The organism is Blastocatellia bacterium (assembly GCA_035573895.1).
GTDB lineage: Bacteria > Acidobacteriota > Blastocatellia > HR10 > HR10 > DATLZR01.
In genome coordinates, this window is the sequence record DATLZR010000137.1 from 1 (window position 1) to 19,286 (window position 19,286).

At 59.8% G+C, this 19,286-nt stretch carries 13 protein-coding genes; 2 read left to right on the forward strand and 11 right to left on the reverse strand.

Annotated features, from left to right (window positions below; all coding sequences use genetic code 11):
* The 9 genes from VNM72_12015 to VNM72_12055 all read right to left on the reverse strand — a co-directional run.
* The coding region (locus tag VNM72_12015) for a response regulator transcription factor (protein ID HXF06120.1) at positions 1–379 on the reverse strand (379 nt) is incomplete at its 3' end.
* Positions 380–455: 76 nt separating this feature from the next.
* The gene (locus VNM72_12020; GenBank protein ID HXF06121.1) at positions 456–4,157 is read right to left on the reverse strand and encodes a two-component regulator propeller domain-containing protein; all 3,702 of its coding nucleotides are present in this window, start codon (positions 4,155–4,157) and stop codon (positions 456–458) included.
* Between the two features lie 13 nt (positions 4,158–4,170).
* On the reverse strand, positions 4,171–4,806 hold the full coding sequence (locus tag VNM72_12025) for a response regulator (protein ID HXF06122.1): 636 nt from the start codon (positions 4,804–4,806) through the stop codon (positions 4,171–4,173).
* Positions 4,803–7,592 carry an ATP-binding protein gene (locus VNM72_12030; protein ID HXF06123.1) on the reverse strand — a complete coding sequence of 930 codons (2,790 nt, stop codon included), beginning with the start codon at positions 7,590–7,592 and terminating at the stop codon, positions 4,803–4,805. The genes VNM72_12025 and VNM72_12030 overlap by 4 nt, the downstream gene beginning before the upstream one ends.
* Positions 7,593–7,606: 14 nt before the next feature.
* The gene (locus VNM72_12035) at positions 7,607–10,516 is read right to left on the reverse strand and encodes a HEAT repeat domain-containing protein (GenBank protein ID HXF06124.1); all 2,910 of its coding nucleotides are present in this window, start codon (positions 10,514–10,516) and stop codon (positions 7,607–7,609) included.
* A gap of 22 nt (positions 10,517–10,538) precedes the next feature.
* A complete protein-coding gene (locus tag VNM72_12040) occupies positions 10,539–10,916 on the reverse strand; it encodes a response regulator transcription factor (GenBank protein ID HXF06125.1) in 378 nt (125 codons plus the stop codon).
* Positions 10,917–11,157: 241 nt separating this feature from the next.
* Positions 11,158–11,787 carry a response regulator transcription factor gene (locus VNM72_12045; protein HXF06126.1) on the reverse strand — a complete coding sequence of 210 codons (630 nt, stop codon included), beginning with the start codon at positions 11,785–11,787 and terminating at the stop codon, positions 11,158–11,160.
* Between the two features lie 16 nt (positions 11,788–11,803).
* Positions 11,804–13,675: a PAS domain S-box protein gene (locus tag VNM72_12050; protein HXF06127.1), complete on the reverse strand. Its 1,872-nt coding sequence runs from the start codon at positions 13,673–13,675 to the stop codon at positions 11,804–11,806.
* Between the two features lie 63 nt (positions 13,676–13,738).
* Positions 13,739–14,332, reverse strand: coding sequence for a Uma2 family endonuclease (locus VNM72_12055; GenBank protein ID HXF06128.1), 594 nt, complete (start codon positions 14,330–14,332; stop codon positions 13,739–13,741).
* A 279-nt stretch (positions 14,333–14,611) separates the two neighbouring features.
* Between VNM72_12055 and VNM72_12060 the strand changes: the two genes are divergently transcribed.
* Together VNM72_12060 and VNM72_12065 are read left to right on the forward strand one after the other, a co-directional pair.
* On the forward strand, positions 14,612–15,391 hold the full coding sequence (locus VNM72_12060; GenBank protein ID HXF06129.1) for a glycosyltransferase family 2 protein: 780 nt from the start codon (positions 14,612–14,614) through the stop codon (positions 15,389–15,391).
* A gap of 68 nt (positions 15,392–15,459) precedes the next feature.
* Positions 15,460–16,242 carry a hypothetical protein gene (locus tag VNM72_12065; GenBank protein HXF06130.1) on the forward strand — a complete coding sequence of 261 codons (783 nt, stop codon included), beginning with the start codon at positions 15,460–15,462 and terminating at the stop codon, positions 16,240–16,242.
* A 50-nt stretch (positions 16,243–16,292) separates the two neighbouring features.
* On the opposite strand, the gene VNM72_12070 is transcribed toward VNM72_12065, so the two are convergent.
* Together VNM72_12070 and VNM72_12075 are read right to left on the reverse strand one after the other, a co-directional pair.
* On the reverse strand, positions 16,293–18,167 hold the full coding sequence (locus VNM72_12070; protein HXF06131.1) for a SpoIID/LytB domain-containing protein: 1,875 nt from the start codon (positions 18,165–18,167) through the stop codon (positions 16,293–16,295).
* Between the two features lie 362 nt (positions 18,168–18,529).
* Complete coding sequence (locus VNM72_12075; protein ID HXF06132.1) at positions 18,530–18,820, reverse strand: amphi-Trp domain-containing protein; 291 nt, start codon at positions 18,818–18,820, stop codon at positions 18,530–18,532.
* Positions 18,821–19,286: the final 466 nt, after the last annotated feature.

Consider the following 19,286-nt stretch of genomic DNA (forward strand, 5'->3'; position numbering starts at 1 on the left):
ATTCCATTTGCAACGTCACGATGCGGACGCCCGCCTGCACGCGGGCCCGCAGTTCCTCCCGGTCGAACGGTTTGGTGACGTAATCGTCGGCTCCCGACTGAAGGCCGGCCACAATGTCCTCTTTACTCCCACGCGCGGTGAGCAGGATGATGTAGATCGGCCGCTGAAGTGATCCGCGCACCCGGCGACAGAGTTCGACTCCGTCCACTTCCGGCATCATCCAGTCGAGGATGGCCAGCGGGGGCGCAGTCTCCGAGGACAGCACCGCCCACGCCTGCTGCCCATCGCTCACAGACACGACGTCATATCCCCATTTCTGCAAGGTTGTCTCCAGCACCCGGCGGGAGACCGGATCATCTTCAGCGACGAGAATTCTCATCTTCGTTCTCTCCGGTGAAGGATCCCCGCGAAAGACGGGGAAGAAGTCCCCTCCTCAGACAGCCCATCGGACTGCCTTATTCAGGGCCGGACCACTCACCTCGTGTTATGAGCAGAGGGAATCCCTCCTTGGCGATTTCATTTTGAGCGAGATCCACACGACGATCCCCCGATGCTTCACTCCTCACGGGAGGACCGACCCCAAGGCGGACGGTGAAATGAAAGGTACTGCCCTGGCCGGGTGTGCTCTCGACCCAGATCCGCCCGCCCATGGCCGTCACGAGTCGAGAACAGATGGCCAGACCGAGACCCGTCCCGCCGAATTTTCGCGTCGAGGAGCTATCAACCTGGGTGAAGGCGTCAAAGATCACCTTCTGCTTGTCCGGAGGAATACCGATGCCCGTATCAGTTACCTGGAAATGCAAGAGATACTCGCCAGGTTCCAATCCCGCCTCTGCCACCGGTCCATTGGAGAAGCCCGGCGTGGGTGCCCCGTTTTCGGCACGCTCCACGGTCACGAGGATCTCCCCGCGCGGAGTAAATTTGACGGCATTGCTCAGGAGATTAGCGAGGACCTGCTGGAGCCGAAGCGGATCACCGATGAACTCCTCGGGGATCTCAGGAGCCATCCTGTAGGTGACCCGCACCCCCTTGGTGTAAGCCTGCGCCACGAACGGTTTCAGGGTTGTTTCGAGAACCTCTCGCAGATTGAATGGGACCGAATCGAGCGTCAGCTTCCCTGCTTCGATCTTCGAGTAATCGAGGATGTCGTTGAGGATCATGAGGAGCGTCCGGGCAGAATCGCGCACGATCTCCAGACCCTCGCGCTGGTCCGCCGTCAAATCGGTCTCCAGGAGCAATTCGGTCATCCCAATAATCCCGTTCATCGGGGTGCGAATTTCGTGGCTCACATTAGCGAGAAATTCGCTCTTGGCGCGACTGGCGGCCTCGGCAGTTTCCCGGGCCTTTCTCAGCTCTTCTTGCACCCGTTTTTGCTCCGTCACATCAATGATGACGGACATGATTCCAGAAATGGAGCCCTTCGCATCACGGAGGGGAGAGGTCGAAAGGCTGAGGTCAATGGGCGTTCCATCCTTTCTTCGCCGACGGACCTCCACACCCGTGAAGCCTCCCTCCTCAATAACCCTTCGTCGCAAGGCGGCAAATTCCTCCATTTTCTCTTCCGGGACGATGGGGAGAAGTTTCCCGAGGACTTCGGCCTCCGTCCACCCGAACATCCTCTCCGCCGCCGGATTCCACATGGTGACCCTGCCCTCGAGGTCCAGCGCCAGGATCGCCACCGGCGAGGCTTGAATGAGCGCTTCCAGCTTTTGATTGGTCGCGCGGACAAGCGCCTCGGCCTGGCGGCGCTCGGTGATTTCCCGCTGTAGTGTAAGGGTTCGTTCATGCACGCGAAGCGCCAGCTCCCGCTCTCGCGCCGCCAGATGGCGAACGCCAAGGCGATGAACTCCCACACCCGCCGAGAGAAGAAGCATGCTAAGAAGCCCATAGAACCATCCCGTTTGATAAAAATGCGGTTCCAGGGAAAACTCGATCGTCGCCCCGACCGGGTTCCACACTCCATCGTTATTGCAGGCGGTGACGTGAAACCGATACCGGCCCGGTGGAAGATTCGTGTAGTAAGCGACCCGCCGGGATCCCGCCTCGATCCATCGCTCATCGAAGCCTTCGAGCCGGTAACGGAACAGGACCTTCTCCGGAGCGAGAAAACTGAGTCCCGTATAGTGAATCTCCACTTGGTCTTTCCCCGGTGGGAGCCGGATCCCCTGACGAACATTAACCGGGTCGCCGGCGGCAATGAGATCTTCGATCACAACCGGAGGTGGCAAGGAGTTAAACGGCAAATTGATCGGATCAACCACCACTGCTCCCCTGATGGTTGGAAACCAGAGCCGTCCCTCCCGATCGCGCCAGCCCGCTGGCTGCGAGCCTCCGTTGCACTCGCTACTCTTCATACCATCGGCCGTTGTTAAGAGAGTAAAACTGATCCGGGGGAGCCTGCCCACGGCAAAGTCATGCAGTTCCTTCTTGCGCACGCGGAAGATGCCTTTGTTACAACTGAGCCAAAGTGAACCGTGCTGATCGTCGAGAATCTGAAAGATGACATCATCGTAGAGTCCCTCGGCCGTCGTATAGCGGGTGAATTTCCCGTTTTTGAAACGATTCAGTCCACCTCCGTAGGTACCAATCCAGAGTGTTCCGTCGGCATCCCCCGTGATGGCCATGAGAGTGTTAGACGAAAGGCCGTCCGAGGTCGTATAGGTGACGAACCTCCCGTCCACCATGTGCACCAATCCGTCGTTGGTTGCGAACCACAGGCTGCCATCAGGGGCTTCATAAATGGCGCGAACGACATCGCTGGGGAAACCATCCTCGACGCGATAAGCGGTGATCTTTCCATCGGTCAGCCGATTGAGGCCGCCGCCCCGTGTGCCGATCCAGAGGTTTCCCCGGCGATCTTCATGAAGGGCGCGAATGGAATTGTGGGAGAGGCCATTCCGGGTGGTGTAGGTGGTGAATCGTCCTCGACTCAGCCGCGTCAGTCCCCCTTTGGTGCCGATCCAGAGGCTGCCATCCCGACCTTCGGCCAGGGCCATCACCACATCGTCGGCAAGACCGTCCTTGCGGGTGTACACCGTCACGCGTCCGTCCCTGAGCCGGTTGAGGCCTCCACCGTTGGTCCCCAACCAGAGACTGCCGTCGCGGCTCTGGAAGATGCACCGCACCAAATCATGGGAGAGTCCCTCGCGCGTCGTATAGGTCGTCACCTTCCCCTCTTTCAACTGATTGAGGCCGCCGCCGAAGGTGCCGATCCAGAGAATTCCCTCCCGATCCTCGTACAGGCTGATGACGAAGTCATCGGAGAGCCCGTCGCGAGTGGTAAAGGAACTGAAGCGGCCGTTGGCCAATCGGTAGAGTCCACCACCGTCAGTCCCGATCCAGAGCACTCCCTTGTGTTCGAAGAGGGCGCGCACAACGGGATATGACAAGCCCTCTCGCATGGCGTAGCGTCTTTGCCAGCCTTCATGCCACCGGACAAGCCCGCCATCGGTTCCGATCCACAATCCCCCCTCGCTCGCAGGAATGATCGTCCACACGACTTTGCCGGGCAGGTCCTGAGGGGCCCGATAGACGGTGAATCGCCCCCGGTGAAACCGATTGAGCCCCTCATTGGTGCCGATCCAGAGACTCCCGTCATCGCCTTGGCAAATTGACCAGACGAAATCGTTCGACAATCCCTGTCGGGTCGTGTAGGTCGTGATGCGCCCGTCTTTCCAGCGACTCACCCCACCACCGAAGCTGCCGATCCACAGGGCACCATCGCGATCTTCCCACAGGGCGGTGAGGAAATCGTGCGACAACCCCTGCTCGGTCGAATATCGGGTGAACGTCCCGTCCTTGCGTCGGAGTAACCCACTTGTGGTGGCGATCCACAGGCTGCCGTCGCGTCCTTCAGCGAGGGCCTGAACGTGATTGCTCTTCATCTCTTTGACCGTCCGCTTGTCAAAGACGGTGAAACGCACGCCATCGAAGCGAACGAGCCCTTCTTGAGTGCCGAGCCAGAGATAGCCATCGCGCGTCTGCAGGATGGCGTGCACGGAATTCTGCGGCAGCCCGTTCGCAGTCTCCCAGACGGCGTGGGCGTACTGCGTCATCACTCTCTCGGGATTGTGAGCCAGGACGGAAGAAAGCCACATGGGCAGGAGGAGATAGCTGAGGATGAGGTTCGGGAGGATGATCTTTATGGACCGCTTCATGGCTCACTCTCCTTCATTGTTGTGGCATGACCGTGATCACCGGAACGGTTCCCCCCATTGCATCGCGGCCGCCCACATCATGCCGGCAACGGGGACAGAGGCTCAGTGCGATCCGCTCGCTCGGTTGTTCCTGGATGTAGCTTTCGATATGCTGCCAGTAGCGCTGACCGCGGCGCTTCCGGCGACACCGGGGACACAGGGGGAGAAGTTGATGCACCCGGTTGAGTTGAGCACGAACGTCGGCCAGCTCCTGCAGACAACGTTGCCGGGCCGCTTCCAGGCCAAGCACTCGCATGCCGATGCGGACGCGCAGCCGCAGGTGCTCGGGCAAAAACGGCTTGATGATGTAATCATCGGCCCCCGCCTCAACGGCCTGAGCCACCGCCTCCTCTTCCTCCAGGGCCGTCAGCAAAATCACATAGATGAGGGGAGAGGGCGAAAGCTTTCGGAGACGACGGCAGACGTCAATCCCATCCATCCCCGGCATCATCCAATCGAGCAGTGCCAGTAGCGGCGCATCCGGCTGGCGCAGCGCATCCCAGGCAACGCGCCCGTTACTCACCACACCGACCTCGTAGCCGGATCGGGTCAGCGCAACCAGGGCTACACGCTGCCAGAGAGGATCATCATCGGCAATGAGAATTTTCATCCCACCAGTTCCTCCTTTAGCCTGCACAGCTCTTGAACTACATCGCTGAGCAGGAGCTTCAACTCGGCCACAAGGGGTGCAGCCGCGCCAAGATCGCCTTTACGCGCTGCCTGCTCCAGTCGAAGAGCCACGTCGGAGGCCCGGCCCGCGCCCAAATGGCCGAGTGCTCCGCGCAATCGGTGAGCGGCTCGTTCCAACGCGCGACAGTTCTCCTGAGCCAGGGCCTGCTCCAGGGTGTTTGTGATCGTCGGTGCCTCTGCCAGAAAGAGAGCGATGATTTCGTTGAGCAAATCTCTGTCTCCCTCCACATGCTCCAGGACCTGATGAGAGTCAATGACGGGTTCCTCCGGCGGCCACGAGGGATTTCTCCTGGGGATCTCTGGCTCAAGGTATCTACAGGTATCTGCGATCACGCGGTGCAGCGCGTCAAGGCGAATCGGCTTTGCCAGATAGCCATCCATTCCGGCAGCGAGGCATCGCTCGCGATCTCCTGTAAGCGCGTGCGCCGTCAGCGCAATGATTGGCAGGTGGCGCCTGTTCCCTTGCTGCGCCTCCCACTGCCGAATGAGGCGAGTGGCCTCATAGCCGTCCATCTCCGGCATCTGGCAATCCATCAGCACGAGGTCGTAAGATGCGCGCTTGACGCGCTCGACGGCTTCCCGCCCTTCACCCACGACTTCGACGTGATGACCCAACTTCTTGAGCATCTGGACGGCGACTCTTTGATTGATCACATTGTCCTCTACGAGCAGCACACGCAGCGGCCGCCGCCCGAGAGTAACGATGTCCGATGCCGAAGAAGCACCCGATCCGACATCGCTCGCCTGAAGCCGGGCTGCCGGGGGAGCTTCCGCGATAGGTAATGGCAGGACCACCCAAAATATGGAACCCTCGCCCACACGACTGTTGACGCCAATCTGGCCGCCCATCAACTCGACCAACTGACGACAGATCGCCAGACCAAGCCCGGTCCCTCCATATCGCCGGGTGGTCGTCTCGTCGGCCTGGGAAAACTTCTCGAAGATAAGCCCCAGCTTTTCCGCGGGAATTCCCATTCCGGTATCACTCACGGTGATTCGGATGCGGGCAACGTTCGGTGCAGTTCCTCCCGATGACAATGCTCGATCCGATTCCGCCTCAAAAGAAGTGGCCTCCGTCGTCACGTGGATGCTGACACTGCCTTCATCGGTGAATTTCAGGGCATTTCCCAGAAGGTTCATCACGACTTGACGAATCCGCGCCGCATCGCCGATGACCCAGCGGGGCGCATCTGGAGAGTAATAGACCCACAGATCAAGTCCTTTCTCCCGCGCCTTCGGGGCGAAGAGCTTCACCACATCCCGGATGGCCTCCGAGAGATCAAAGGGAGCCGCCGCAATTGTCAGTTTGCCCGCTTCGATCTTGGCGAAGTCGAGGATGTCATTGATGATGACCAGCAGACCCGTAGCAGACTCGAACGCCACGCGGGCCAGCTCTCGCTGCTGGGCAGTCAGCTCGGTATCCAGGAGTAACTCCATCATCCCGATGATTCCATTGAGGGGCGTGCGGATTTCATGGCTCATAGTGGCAAGGAACTCGGTCTTGGCGTGATTGGCGGCTTCGGCGGCCTCCTTGGCTGCCCGCAGTTCTTCCGCGGCTCGCACCTGCTCGGTCACGTCCCGAACGAGGGTGAGCCAGGCCGGTCGCCCCCGGTACTCGATCTCCTCTGAATGAAGTGACACGCGAATCCGATCCCCCGCCTTGGTCAGATGGGTGTAAACCTCCTCCCCTTCACTCCGGCGATCAATGCATAGGGCGACGCGCTCCCACTCCTCCTGGGGATGGAGATCAAATGGCGTCATCACCCGCATCTCCTCTCGACTGTAGCCATAAACTTTTTGGGCCGTATCGTTACAATCAAGGATTTGGTGCGTCTTTTGATCCACGATCAGGACGGGATCGGCGATGCTGTTGAACAATGTTCGGTACTGATGCTCGCTCTCTCGAACGGTGCTCTCAGCTCGTTTTCGTTCGGCGATCTCCTTTTCCAGCTCACGCGTGCGCTCCAGGACACGCTCTTCCAATTGCGCCTGAGTCTCGGCCAGAGCGCGCTGGTGCCGCTCGATCTCGGCCAGCATCTCGTTAAAAGCCGCCACCAACGCACCAATTTCATCCTCACTCCGGGACTTGACTCGGACTGAATAATCCCGCTCGGAACTGACCCGGCGAGCGGCAGCAACGAGATCGAGCAGAGGGCCACAGATGAGCTGCTGCATCGCGGAAGAAAGAACAGCGGCGACTCCCAAAGCCGTAACAAAGATGAGGATCATTGCGAGAGCGAGACGGTGAAGATGGTGCGTGGCCTGCCGAAGGTCCAGTTCGATATAGATCGTTCCCACTTTTTGTCCCGCGCGGCGGATTGTGTGAAAGAGCCACAGCCGGGCATCACCGAAGCCCACACCATCGGCTTGAGGTGGGGGAGGAACGAATTGAGCCACCGGATCATTTCGGTCGTATCGAACAAACGCCTGCCCCTGTGCGTCGTAGAGGCAGGCGCGGAGGATGCGCGGTTCGGCCCGAAGGGTGCTCAGTACCTCGTGCGCGGTCAACTCATCACCGAACAGGAGAGCTGATACACTGCTTGTTCCGATCACCTCAGCCTTGATCATGAGGTCTCGAACGAGCGTCTGACGGAGGGCCATCCGGTCGTAGGCAAGGAAGGCCGCCGAAGCCAGGACCAGCGTAAGTCCGCTTGTCAGCAGGACAATCCCCATTACCTTGTGGCAAATTGAGAGTTTTTTAACCATACCGGTAAGCGTCCTCACTGGGCGATCGGCCTTGATGCTCCACCCTCCTGCTTCAACAAGTCCCGGGCAGCTCGTCGGACGCTGGGATCAGCATCCGTCCGGGCGAGCATCACAATGTGAGGTCGAACCGACCGGAGCCCCTTCTGAGCCAGGGCGGTGAGAGCAGCTCTCCGCACCGAGGGGTCCTCATCCCTGAGAGCAGTGACCAGGGCTTCGGTGACAGCCTCGCCGTCAAATTGGGCCAGTGCCTCGACGACAGCGCACCGCACGCGTGGGATGGCGTGGTTGAGTCCGCGCACGATCTCCGGCACCATCGGCGAGCCCACCCGCGCCAGAGCAGTAACACAGACCGGGCGACGGGTCTCATCGGCTGCAAGTTCGATCAAAGCGGCGACCGCCTGAGGAGTTGCCAGGTGCGCCAGGGCATCTATGGCCGTCCGGACCACGCCAGGATCGGAATCGTGGGAGGCCGTCCAGTGGAGCGCTGCTATGCTGAGCGCCCCGCCACGATCTCCCAGAAGGCGAACGACGTTCTTTCGCCGCTCGACATCGGTCGTGGCCAGGGCCGTCAAAAGCGACCATATCGCCCGAGGATGGCTGACTCGGGACATGGCCGCAAGGGTGGCCTGGGCAATGCGTTCGTCCCCGTCTCCGGCGAGGTTTGACAACTCGGTGAGCACCCGCTCCCCACCGATCCGACCGAGTGCCTCAACGGCCGCGCGTCGGACTTCACCGTCGGGGTCGGCACGGGCCAGGTGCACGAGATCCTCCACCACTTCCTGGGCTCCGTGCTGTGCTAGCGCCTCGGCTGCTGCCTTCCGAACCCAGGGATCGCCATCGGTGAGAGCCGTTGCTAACGCGGCAACAGCCTCAACGCCATACACCCGGCCCAATGCTCGCGCGGCGGCCTCTCGACCGCGCGGGGTTTCGTTCCGCAGAGCCTGCACTAAGGTTGGGACGACACAGGCCCCTTCTATTGTACCGAGACGTTCCAGAGCCGCCGCTCGTACCTGCTCATCTTCGTCGTAACATCGCTCCAGAAGCGCTCGGACGACATCAGGCTGGTCTCCCTCGCCCAGGATACGGACCGCAGCCTCTCGCACTCGCCCGTAGGGGTGAGCGAGCAATCCCTGAAGAGATTCCGCCCTCGCTGGATAATGGAGCGAGGCTAATGCGGAGATCACGGCCTGGCGCACATTCCCATCACTATGGCCAAGCATGTGGATCAACTCATCCAGTCCCCGTTGATCGCAGAGGCGAGCCAGTCCCTGAGCAGCAAATGAAGCCATCTCCGGCACTTCCACCAGCGCGCGTACGAGAACCGGAATGGCTCGGGGATCACCGATCCGTCCCAGGGCGATAGCGACCGCGCGTTTGGTCTTCGCGTCGCATCGCCAGAACTCGTCCATCAGCAGCGGTGTCACGCGGTGACCGCGATGAACCAGCGCATCCAGTGCCCGTTCTCGCCCACGGTCGGAGCGCAGCAGATGCACCAGGGCGCGATCCGCCCATTCCTCATCCACCCCGGCCAAAACCAGCGCCAGAGCCTCGGCGTCGTCCCCCGATACATCGGCGGCAGCCCGCCGGAGATTCTCCCGCCCCTCATCGGTGAGGAGTGAGCCAATCATACGACCGAGCTTCGTTCGCTCGGCACTGCCTTCAGGATGACGCCTTGCCAGAGCCGCAAGCACCCGAATAACAGCTCCGATCGGAGGAGCCTTGCGATTGAGTTGCTCTACTAACGGAGCAGCATCTTCAACGGTGGCGATGTCACCCAATGTTTCAATGGCCAAAAGACTGAGCCACTCGTCGTCAAGAAGCGGGACGAGCTTTTGTGCAACGTCGCTGTGACCGATCTGTCGAAGGGCATCCAGTGCTGCCGACGCAATAAAGAATGATGACGACAGAGCCTGCATTACCAGTGTGTCAATGGCTTCCTCCGCCCGAAGCGCGCCTAACGCTTCAATGGCATGAAACCGGACATTCGGATCGGGATCGGCCGTCGCTTCTATTAGAGCCGGGATTGCTCGCTCATCATATCGCTCGCCGAGAATCACCGCCGCGAACAAACGCAGCCTCGGATCGGGATTCTTTAGCAGCGCCAGGATCGGATCGAGCACATCCTCGACGGTCATGGCGAGGAAATCAACCAGTGTGCTCGCCATCGTGAGATTGCCGGGCTCGGCACGTAGCCGGGACATCCACCGCGCTGCCTGATCGGGATCGGACTGTGACAACCATCCCTGGACAAGATCCCGACGTGTCGTCCAGAACTCCTCGCTCAGAGAGTCAAGCCCCATTGAGGGAAAGGGATGGGACCCGTTTCCGTTCGGCTCTTGCTGAATCCGGAGGCTGAGACTCTGTCCGCAGGAGGGAGCGACAGAAACGGCATCCGGTCGGCCCGTCACTCCGGATGAAGCCGATGTTCTCAGCGTGACCAACCGTGATAGTTGCTCTGTTCGACCCCTCCCGGCCCAACATTCCCCTTCCGGCCAATCTCCGTCGCCCACCGTATCGGGTTTTGCCTTTGATCGTGAAGCGGCGGCCTTCCGCAACAGTTCGCCGACACATTCGTAGAGGTGATCCGGACGAATTGGCGTGGTCAGATAGTCGGATGCGCCTGCCGCCAGGGCTTCCGCCCGGAGGGCCTCGTCGTTCCAGGCCGTGACGATCACAACGGGCGTCGTTCGATAGCGGCCCCGTACACCCATCCAGCGAAGCAAATCAATCCCGGTCACCGGCGGAAGAAAGACATCGCTGATCACAAGAGAGACCGAATGCCGCGCCAACCACTGGATGGCCTCCGCCACGCTCCTTCTGCCGATGATCTGCACATGACGCAAGCGATGGAGCGCCAAGGCGATCATCCGCTGTCGCGCGGGCGAATGATCAACGATGAGAATCGTTCCTCCTCCGGTCGTCATCGAGAGATCCCCCCTGCCGGATTCACGCTTTCGGCGATGATCTTCTCGCCCAGGAGCGAACGACAGCGGCAATCTGATCAAACTCCCTAGACTTATCGAAGAAAAACTCGGCACCCGCCTCCAGACACTTCTTGCGATACTGCGGATAGGGATAGTTGGTCAGCATGATGACTTTCAGCTCAGGCCGGTGCTGCTTGATATAGGTCAGGACATCAATCCCGCTGCCATCCATTAATCGAATATCCAGAATGACGACATCGGGATGCAGTGTCTCAACCGAGGTCCTCGCCTCGCGCACCGTTTCCGCATGACCGACGACTTCCACACTCTCAACTTCCGAGAGCAAGGTTGTCACGCGCTCTCGAACAACAGCAGAATCGTCTACGATTAGAACTCTCATCTTCTCCTCGCCTGGTGTCATCGCTTTCTCCCCGTTCATCATGACGTTGACAGGATAGCGGGGAACGATGGACTCACCTATCGGTAGAAATCTCAATCAGGTGTAGGACGAAACCGATTTTCCTGTCGGAATTTGTCCGACAAAAGGACGGCGAGGGGAAGGGTGTGATGGCGGTCGCTTCGCTCTGGGGCTGCGAGGGATGCTTCGGGGCCGATGCGGCGATCCCGCCCGCTTCAACTCGCTAGACGAGCTTGTTCTCGATGGCGTAATGGGTCAGTTCGGCGTTGGTCTTCATCTTCATTTTTTCCAGCAGGCGGGCGCGGTAGGTACTGATGGTTTTGACGCTGAGCGACAGCTCATCAGCGATCTGGCTGACGGTTTTGCCCGAGGCGATCATCACCAGGACTTGATACTCGCGATCCGAAAGCAGTTCATGGGGTGGCTTTTCGGTGGGCGCTTCGATCTCCAGGGCCAGCCGTTCGGCCAGCGTCGGACTGATATACTTGCCGCCGCGAAGAATTTTACGAACAGCCGCGACCAATTCTTCGGGAGCACTCTCCTTGGTCAGATACCCGGCAGCTCCCGCTCGCAGCGCCCGGATCGCGTATTGATCTTCGGGATGCATGCTGAGGATGAGGACGGGGAGTTTCGGTCGTTCGCGTTTGATTTCCTTGAGCACATCGAGGCCGCCACGTCCGGGCATGCTGATGTCGAGGATGACGATATCCCACGACTGCTTGCGGACAAGGTCGAGGACCTCCTGGGACGTTTGAGCTTCGCCGCAGACGCTGAGTCCCGGTTCATGGGACAGAATCTGCTTGAGTCCCTGACGCACAATCGGATGATCATCGGCGATGAGAACTCGAATCATTCCATCCTCCGACAATTCAGGCTCCGTCCGTCAAGGGGATCCTCACGGTGACCGTCGTTCCGCGCTCCGGTTCTCCACGAACGTCGAGAGACCCGCCGAACACCAGTGCGCGTTCACGCATGCCCAGCAACCCGAGCGAGCGTGAATCCGTCAGCGCCTGGGCGGAAATTCCGACGCCGTTATCCTTGACCTCAAGGATCAGGTGGTCATCGCAGACATCGAAGCGGACGGTGACCTCCGTGGCCTGGGCGTGACGGGCAACGTTGGTGAGTGTCTCCTGGAAAATACGGAACAGGGCGGTGGAGCGATCAGCATCAAGCTCCAGCTCCTCCACGTTTGTGGTCAGGCGACAGCGAATGCCGGTTCGGGTTTGGAATTCCTGCGCCTGCCATTCGAGCGCCGCCAGAAGGCCCAGATCATCGAGCACACCCGGTCTGAGTTCGGTGGAGATCCGACGGACGACCTGAATCGTTTCGTCAACCAGATGGGACATGGATGCCACCTTCTGGCGGAGCGATGGGGGATCCGCCGGTAACTGACGGGCAAGCCAGGCCAGGTCCATCTTCAATCCGGTCATGGCCTGACCCAGCTCGTCGTGAATCTCCCGAGCGATGCGCGTGCGCTCTTCTTCGCGCACCGATTGCAGTCGGGCCGACAACGCCCGCAATTGCTCGAGCGACCGTTCGAGCTGCTCCTCGGCCTCTTTCCGCTCGGTAATATCAATCCAGCAGCCGACGATCTCCACGGGAACGCCCTCGGCATCCCGCACGAGCCGAAGCTCATCGCGCAACCACCGGTAACAACCGCTGCGGTGGCGGACACGATATTCCAGAATCTGATGGCCCGTCTCCTTCAGTCGCTCGCGCTCGTGGATCACACGCGCGATGTCATCCGGGTGGATGAGGTTCTTCCAGAATCGGGAATCATTGAGAAATTCCCAGGGATGATAGCCCAATTGAGCGATGACATTTTCGCTGACGAAATGGGTGCGATAATCGCCCCCCGCCTGACTGCTGTAGATGACGGCAGGACTCGACGACAGCAGATGCTGAAGCCACTGTTGCGTGGCCCGAACCGCTTCGCTTGTTTGCTTACGGGCCGTGATGTCACGGATCACACAGGCGAAACCGCGCAGCTCACCGTCGTGGCGAATGGCAAAGATCACCGCTTCAGCCCAGAACCGCACCCCCTCCCTGCGCACGCGCCAGCCCTCATCCTGAGTTTGGCCGGTAGTCTCCGCCTGATGGAGATGGCGCTCCGGTATCCCGCCGAGAACATCCTCACTACAGTAGAGGCATGAGAAATGACGCCCGAGAATTTCCTCCTCCCGGTAGCCGAGTACCCGCTGGCCCCCGGCATTCCAGCTAACGATACGTCCTGAGGCATCGAGCATGAAGACAGCGTGATCCTTAATGCCCTCGACGAGAAGCCGAAGTTGCTCTTCGCTCCGCCGCAAGGCAGCTTCAGTAGCTCGCCGTTCGGTAATGTCTCGCGCAAAGCCAAACACCCCGACCACTTTCCCCTGCTCCGACCAGGGCTGGCTGATGACCTCGCCGATGCGCCAGTCCCCTGAGTGAGTCCGGAATCGGAGTTCAATTGGAGGCACGCTCTCGCCTCGCACGACCCGCTCGAATGTCTCCCTGGCCAGCGGGAGATCATCGGGGTGAATGAGACCGGCGAAGTGCTGACCAATCCACTCCCCCCGCGACAATCCCGTCAACCGCTCAAATGCCGGACTCAAAGACATGATCGTCCCATCGGTGGCGGAGAGAGTGAAGATCACATCCGGTGAGAGTTCGACGAGCCTCCGAAAGCTCTCCTCCGCCGTCCATCCGTGCGGGCAGGAATATGTTTGCCGATCGGACTGGGTCATCTGCCTGCCGTCCACATCTTACTGGCGGGTAAAGATATCACGGCGTTTTCGTCTCCGGTTGATCCGCCCCCTGAATCATCAGGCGGCGGGAACGATCTCTTCCAAAGCGAGAGAAAATCCCGGCAGAAGGCGCGACTCAACGCGACCGGTTCCATGCGCGGATCCTATCTCCACATACTCTCCTTCCTCCAATGCCCACACCCTCATGCTCGGTCCCGCCGGATCGAACACCCAATATTCCTTCACCCCACACCGGGCATAGAGGTCTTTCTTCTCTTCCAGGTCCCGTTTGATCGTTGTCGGAGAGAGAATTTCCACCACCAGGTCGGGAATCACCTGCAGATGCTTGCCCATGACCGGAGGCGGGCCGGCCACCCATCGCTCATGCGATACGAACGCGACATCAGGGGCCACCGTGTCCTCTTCCGTCAGGCGAAAACCCTGACTTGAACCGAAGACGAGTCCAAGGTTTCTCGTCTGTACAAATGCGGTGAGTGCAGTAACAACTCGTGATTCGTAGAGTCCATGCGGCCAACCTGGAGGTGGGGTCATAAGAATCCTCCCGCGGATGAGTTCGTAGGTGTTTGGGTCGCTCGGCGGAAGCTCCGCCATGAGCCGCTCGAACTCCTCGGAGGTGAAGGTCTCTACCGACACAAACGCCGAGTTAATCATGCTCCGGGCTCCTTATGTTGCGTTCTCGACGACGCATTATAGCACCCGCTCTGACGGAATAAGAAGCACACGGCATCTCTGTTGCAGTTCTAATCGGGCGTGACTAAAATGAACCCGTCTCACTGCGGGGGCGAGCCGGTGTACGAAAGGCATTTCAGACGCCGCTCCCTGTGGGCGGATGTCGCATAATACCTGGTCGTGGTCGTGTAGTGGGTGCATCTTCTCAGAAGCAGCGCCACTTGTCGCTCGTGAATCGAGGGCCTGGAGGACCGGACAGTCATGTGGCGGAATAAGACAGTCTCGGTCATTCTTCCGACTTACAACGAGCGGGAATCAATTCGACAATCCATCCGCGAATTTTTCGCCACGGGATTCGTTGATGAGATCATCGTGGTCAATAACAATGCCGCTCCGGGCACGTCGGAAGAGATCGCGGGTACTGGCGCCCGTGAGGTCGTGGAGAAGCGACAGGGCTACGGCTATGCCATCCGGAGGGGCCTCGAAGAAGCCAGCGGCGATTTGATCATCATCGCCGAACCCGACGGCACCTTCATGGGCAACGATGCGTTGAAGCTGCTGGCCTACTCCGACGATTTCGAGGTCGTCTTTGGCACGCGCACCACCAGTATGCTCATCTGGGAAGGAGCCAACATGGGCTGGTTCCTCAAGTGGGGGAATTACATCGTCGCCAAGATGATGGAATTTCTCTTCAACACGACGGCCCTGACCGACGTCGGCTGCACCATGCGACTGATTCATCGTCCTGCGCTTCGGAAGATTCAAGATCAGTTCTCCGTGGGGGGATCGCATTTCGGCGTGGAGATGATGTGTCTGGTGATCACCAACGGACTGCGCTTCATCGAGGTGCCCCTGAACTACCGTCCCCGCGTCGGCCTGTCCTCGGTCACGGGCAGCAAGTGGAAAGCTTTCTGCCTCGGTTGGCGCATGATCTTCTTTATCCTCGCTCATCGCCTGCGAACCTTGGGGAGGGCGAAGAAGCCACCTCGTCCGAGAGCCGAAAGCTCGTTCACCCAGGCTGATCTGTCAGGAGAACGCTGAAGCTACCGGCCGAGCGCGTCAAATCGTAAGGAATGGGCCCGAAGAAAGCCTTCGCCTACAGAGCATCTATGCTGCTGGCCGTTCTCCTGTGGACGCTCCCGGTTGTTCCTCTCTCGTTCGCCCAAGAGGTTCGGCGCGTCACCCAGGCCCAGACTCGCCAGAAAGCCGCGAGGACAGATCGGGGAGAGTGGGTCATCGCCGCTTATCTCGGAGGCGCTCGCACGGCTGCCTCGACGCTGAAGATCAGTCAGCCAGCGCGGGACACAGAACTGGCTTTCGACGCCGTGCGCTTCGATGGCCGCTCGTTCGATCCGCCCCTTTACTACGGCGTGCGCGGGAGCTATTTCATTCGAGGACTTTCTTTTCTGGGCATCGAAGCCGAATTCATCCACCTGAAGGTCTATTCCGATCCCACGCAGCCGGTTCGTGTGACGGGCCGGCATCGTGGCGTTCCACTTGAGCGGGAGCTTCCTCTCGGCCAGATCGTCCAGGAGTATTCGATCTCTCACGGCGCAAATCTCCTTCTTTTCAACCTCGCCGCACGCTGGCGAATGCGTCCGAACCCGGAGGACTCCCGAAGCCGCTTCGTGCTGGCTACCCGGTTCGGCCTCGGCCCCACGATTCCTCATACGGAGAGCACGATTGAGGGCGAGCAACAGCAACAATACGAATGGGGACGCGCCGCGTGGCAATGGAGCGCGGGGTTGGAGTTCCACTTGTGGCAAGGCTTATATGCTCTCGGCGAGTACAAATTCACACGCACGCGACAGCGGGGTCAGATCGTCGGCGGCTTTGCGGAGTCACTCCTCCGCACACATCACGGCGTCTTCGGATTGACCTATCACTTTTGAGGCTGAAATCGCCTGAGGGGAGAACGCCGTTTGAAATCCCACGTCGCCGTTCATCTCCTCTGAGCGCCTGACATCCGCCACAATGCGACATGGCGAGGGGCGAGCAGATCAGCCATTGGCAGACCGGAGGTCGCCGACGCTCCAATGGATGGTGAGGGTTCAATGGGGACGACCTCTGCGCCGGAGTAATAAGCAGCGAGAATCTCGCGGAACGTTTGGCCGCTGCGACCCCGACCATGCGCGCCGTACTGGCTCATACCGACGTTGTGACCCCAGCCGCCCCCGTAGAGATTGAAACTCATCGTCCCGTCGGACTCTCTCCGCGAAACGATGGCGCTCGGACTGTTGAAGAGCTGGAAGAAATCCCTCAGTGCTCTCCAGCCCTGCAAAATGAACGTCCCGCGCTCGCCGATGATCTGTAGTCGGGCGATGCGCCCCGACGGACTCCGGAGCAGTGGAACGAGGGCCGTGATCGGACCAAGCGAGATGCCGTATGTGGCGAGCAACCGCTCGGCGATGAACGCAGCGGAACGATTGGTCACCCACCGGTAGCGCGAATTTCCACTTCGTTCCGGACTGTCGAAGTGATCCCACACCTGACTGTAAAAGATCAGCGCTCCATCATCGGTCATGAGATCCACCGGCACAGGAAAATCCCCGTCGTGAATGGCGCGCAGGGCCGGATGTGGATTCGCTCCGGGAAGCTGATCGGAAGGCGAGTTAAAGATCCATTCGTTACTCTCCGTATGCCCGCCCATCGAAGACGAATAGAACGTGGGCACAAGGAGTCCATCTCGAACGACGACCAGCCGGCGCGTGTCCTGAACCGCGGCATTACCGTTGGGATGTTCGGAGAGGAGGCCACGATAGACCTGCGAGAGAGTCGAATCGTCGAGATCGAACCCCCGGTCGGCAAAGCGACCGATGTTGGCCAGAGCAAATGTCCGCGCGGCCACCGCTTGTGCTCGCAACGCCTGTGGATGAAAAGATGCCGGCATTTCGTTCGTAACGACACCCTGGAGATACTCCTCCAGATCAAGCACATTGATGAGCCGGAGCAATGGCTCCCCGGTTTGAAAACCCGGCCCATCCGGCAACGAGGCGGACGTTTCTGTTCCGGCGAAGCTCTGGCTATGACGAATCTCCAGCACGCCCCGATAGCGCGGCGGTTCATAGGGATTTCCCGCCCGATTGAGATTTCGACGGCGCAGGCTCGTGACCACAACGACGGCGTCGGGGGCAGGCGCCACGCATAGCACCGTTGTCGCTGGGACGAAGAATTCTCCCTGCGGACTGATGATGCTGATTCCATCGGAAGTCGCCGTGAAGGCGAATTCCTCTCCCGCCTGACCGAAGACCAGGGGAGCGGAAGCGCCCTCACACGAAGCCGCTCTCGTGACCCGGAGATGATCCGCTTCCGCCGCGGGATCGGATAGAAGTTCCAGGACGGTGAAAGGGCCTGTCGCCGTGAGCGTGATGCGTTCATGCTTCTGCTGCGTACTTGTATCGAACTCCCGAAGGACCTCTCCCATGGATGAAAATTGCGTGGGGTTCAAACCGATGCGGATGGTGCGTGCGGCTGCTGTATGCGCCTGACTCCGGACGGGTCTCCACTCCGCTTCAACCCCTGAAGCGAAGGAAAACCCCTCTGCCTCCTTCAGTCGCCAGAAGACATCCGAGTCTTGATTTGCCGCACGAGGGTGTGCCGGTCGAGTCTTCTGCTCCTGGAGATTCCATTGAGAAATTCCCCTCCCCCTGCTGCCGCGCAGAAATGTCGCCGCAACAAACGTCTGCTCGTCACCCAGGACTTTCCCATCCCGCCTCCGATCCGGAGCCGCTTCGGATTTCCTCTGAGCGAACCCCGGTAGAGGACAGGCGGCGAGCACGACGAGCATCGCCAGAGCTGACTTCCAGCATCCCTTCACAACGAAAGACGATGAACGAAATCTCCAGCGTTGTCAATTGAGCGTGCGAAAGGCGTCCTCTCCCTGTTCCGATCCGTCAACGGACACCGATCGGGGCGGAACAGAAAGAAGCGAATCCCGGAGGGAAAGTCCTCCAAAGATGCCGAAAAGATGCGCGGCGATCCCCTTAAGGGGTAGATGCAGACCGAAACCGATGTCGAAGAAATGGTCTTCACCGCCGGCCTGACCTCACGCCGTCACGTTTAGACCAATTTGCCCCTGAATTTGCCCGGGTGCGCACGCGTCTGGCGTGCCTGCGCCCACAATGAGGTGAGCGCTCGCCGGGTGCGGGCAATTGAAAGTTGCTATAGCGAGCCAGCGAATCAAGCCGGTCCGATGGATTTCGGCTGTCGCTTGCGGTGGGATGTCGGTCGCCGCTCGCGTCCGACCGATTGAGCGAGGGCCCACTTGATCTGGAACTCGATTTCTTCCTCACGAGAGCCCCGCTCGTGCTCGATGCTGAGCGTCGCCGTCGCCGGAATGCGAATGCGCTCGCCGGCGACCTGAAGCCTCACGCGCTCTCCTGCTTCAAGAGCGTCGGCGAGCCTCCTCAGCCGCCGGACAAACTCCTTCGCCGACAGATTTCGTTCAACGTCTCGTCGTCGCCGTCCCATTTCATGCCTCCATCATTCGGGAGCGTTCCCGCCCAAGGCAGATCTCTCCTCCGACAAACCGGCAGCGGGAGTGTGATAGTATTTTGAAAAAGTTCAACCTCAACGCGGGAGCGGAGGTGTCATTGAGCGGCAGTGCGAGCGTGACGAATCCTCCCATGCTGATGTATCGCTCCTTCCGTCCGGAGTGTCGCATTGCTTGTCGGGCCGGACATTATAACACGATCCGATGAATGGACCTGCTCAATTGGACCGACGGAACGCATTGAAAACGCCTGCTGCTCATCGGTTCCGGCGGAGCGAGAGGAGGTGATTTATCGCTCTGCCAGTTTTCGATTGTGACGTGCTTGCGTTCACGGTCGGTGCGCCTTAGACTCTTGGGTCATTACAGGCGAGGTTGGAGGATTTATTTCTCGCCGGTGAGGAAAAAGACAGCCTATGGTTTGAGCGAAAGACCGCCGATTTTCAC

What these genes read in the sequence shown, in the direction of transcription:
- VNM72_12020 (HXF06121.1), bottom strand. Translation starts at nt 4,157, where the DNA reads ATGAAGCGGTCCATAAAGATCATCCTCCCGAACCTCATCCTCAGCTAT.
- VNM72_12025 (HXF06122.1), bottom strand. Translation starts at nt 4,806, where the DNA reads ATGAAAATTCTCATTGCCGATGATGATCCTCTCTGGCAGCGTGTAGCC.
- VNM72_12030 (HXF06123.1), bottom strand. Translation starts at nt 7,592, where the DNA reads ATGGTTAAAAAACTCTCAATTTGCCACAAGGTAATGGGGATTGTCCTG.
- VNM72_12035 (HXF06124.1), bottom strand. Translation starts at nt 10,516, where the DNA reads ATGACGACCGGAGGAGGAACGATTCTCATCGTTGATCATTCGCCCGCG.
- VNM72_12040 (HXF06125.1), bottom strand. Translation starts at nt 10,916, where the DNA reads ATGAGAGTTCTAATCGTAGACGATTCTGCTGTTGTTCGAGAGCGCGTG.
- VNM72_12045 (HXF06126.1), bottom strand. Translation starts at nt 11,787, where the DNA reads ATGATTCGAGTTCTCATCGCCGATGATCATCCGATTGTGCGTCAGGGA.
- VNM72_12055 (HXF06128.1), bottom strand. Translation starts at nt 14,332, where the DNA reads ATGATTAACTCGGCGTTTGTGTCGGTAGAGACCTTCACCTCCGAGGAG.
- VNM72_12060 (HXF06129.1), top strand. Translation starts at nt 14,612, where the DNA reads ATGTGGCGGAATAAGACAGTCTCGGTCATTCTTCCGACTTACAACGAG.
- VNM72_12065 (HXF06130.1), top strand. Translation starts at nt 15,460, where the DNA reads ATGCTGCTGGCCGTTCTCCTGTGGACGCTCCCGGTTGTTCCTCTCTCG.
- VNM72_12075 (HXF06132.1), bottom strand. Translation starts at nt 18,820, where the DNA reads ATGGGACGGCGACGACGAGACGTTGAACGAAATCTGTCGGCGAAGGAG.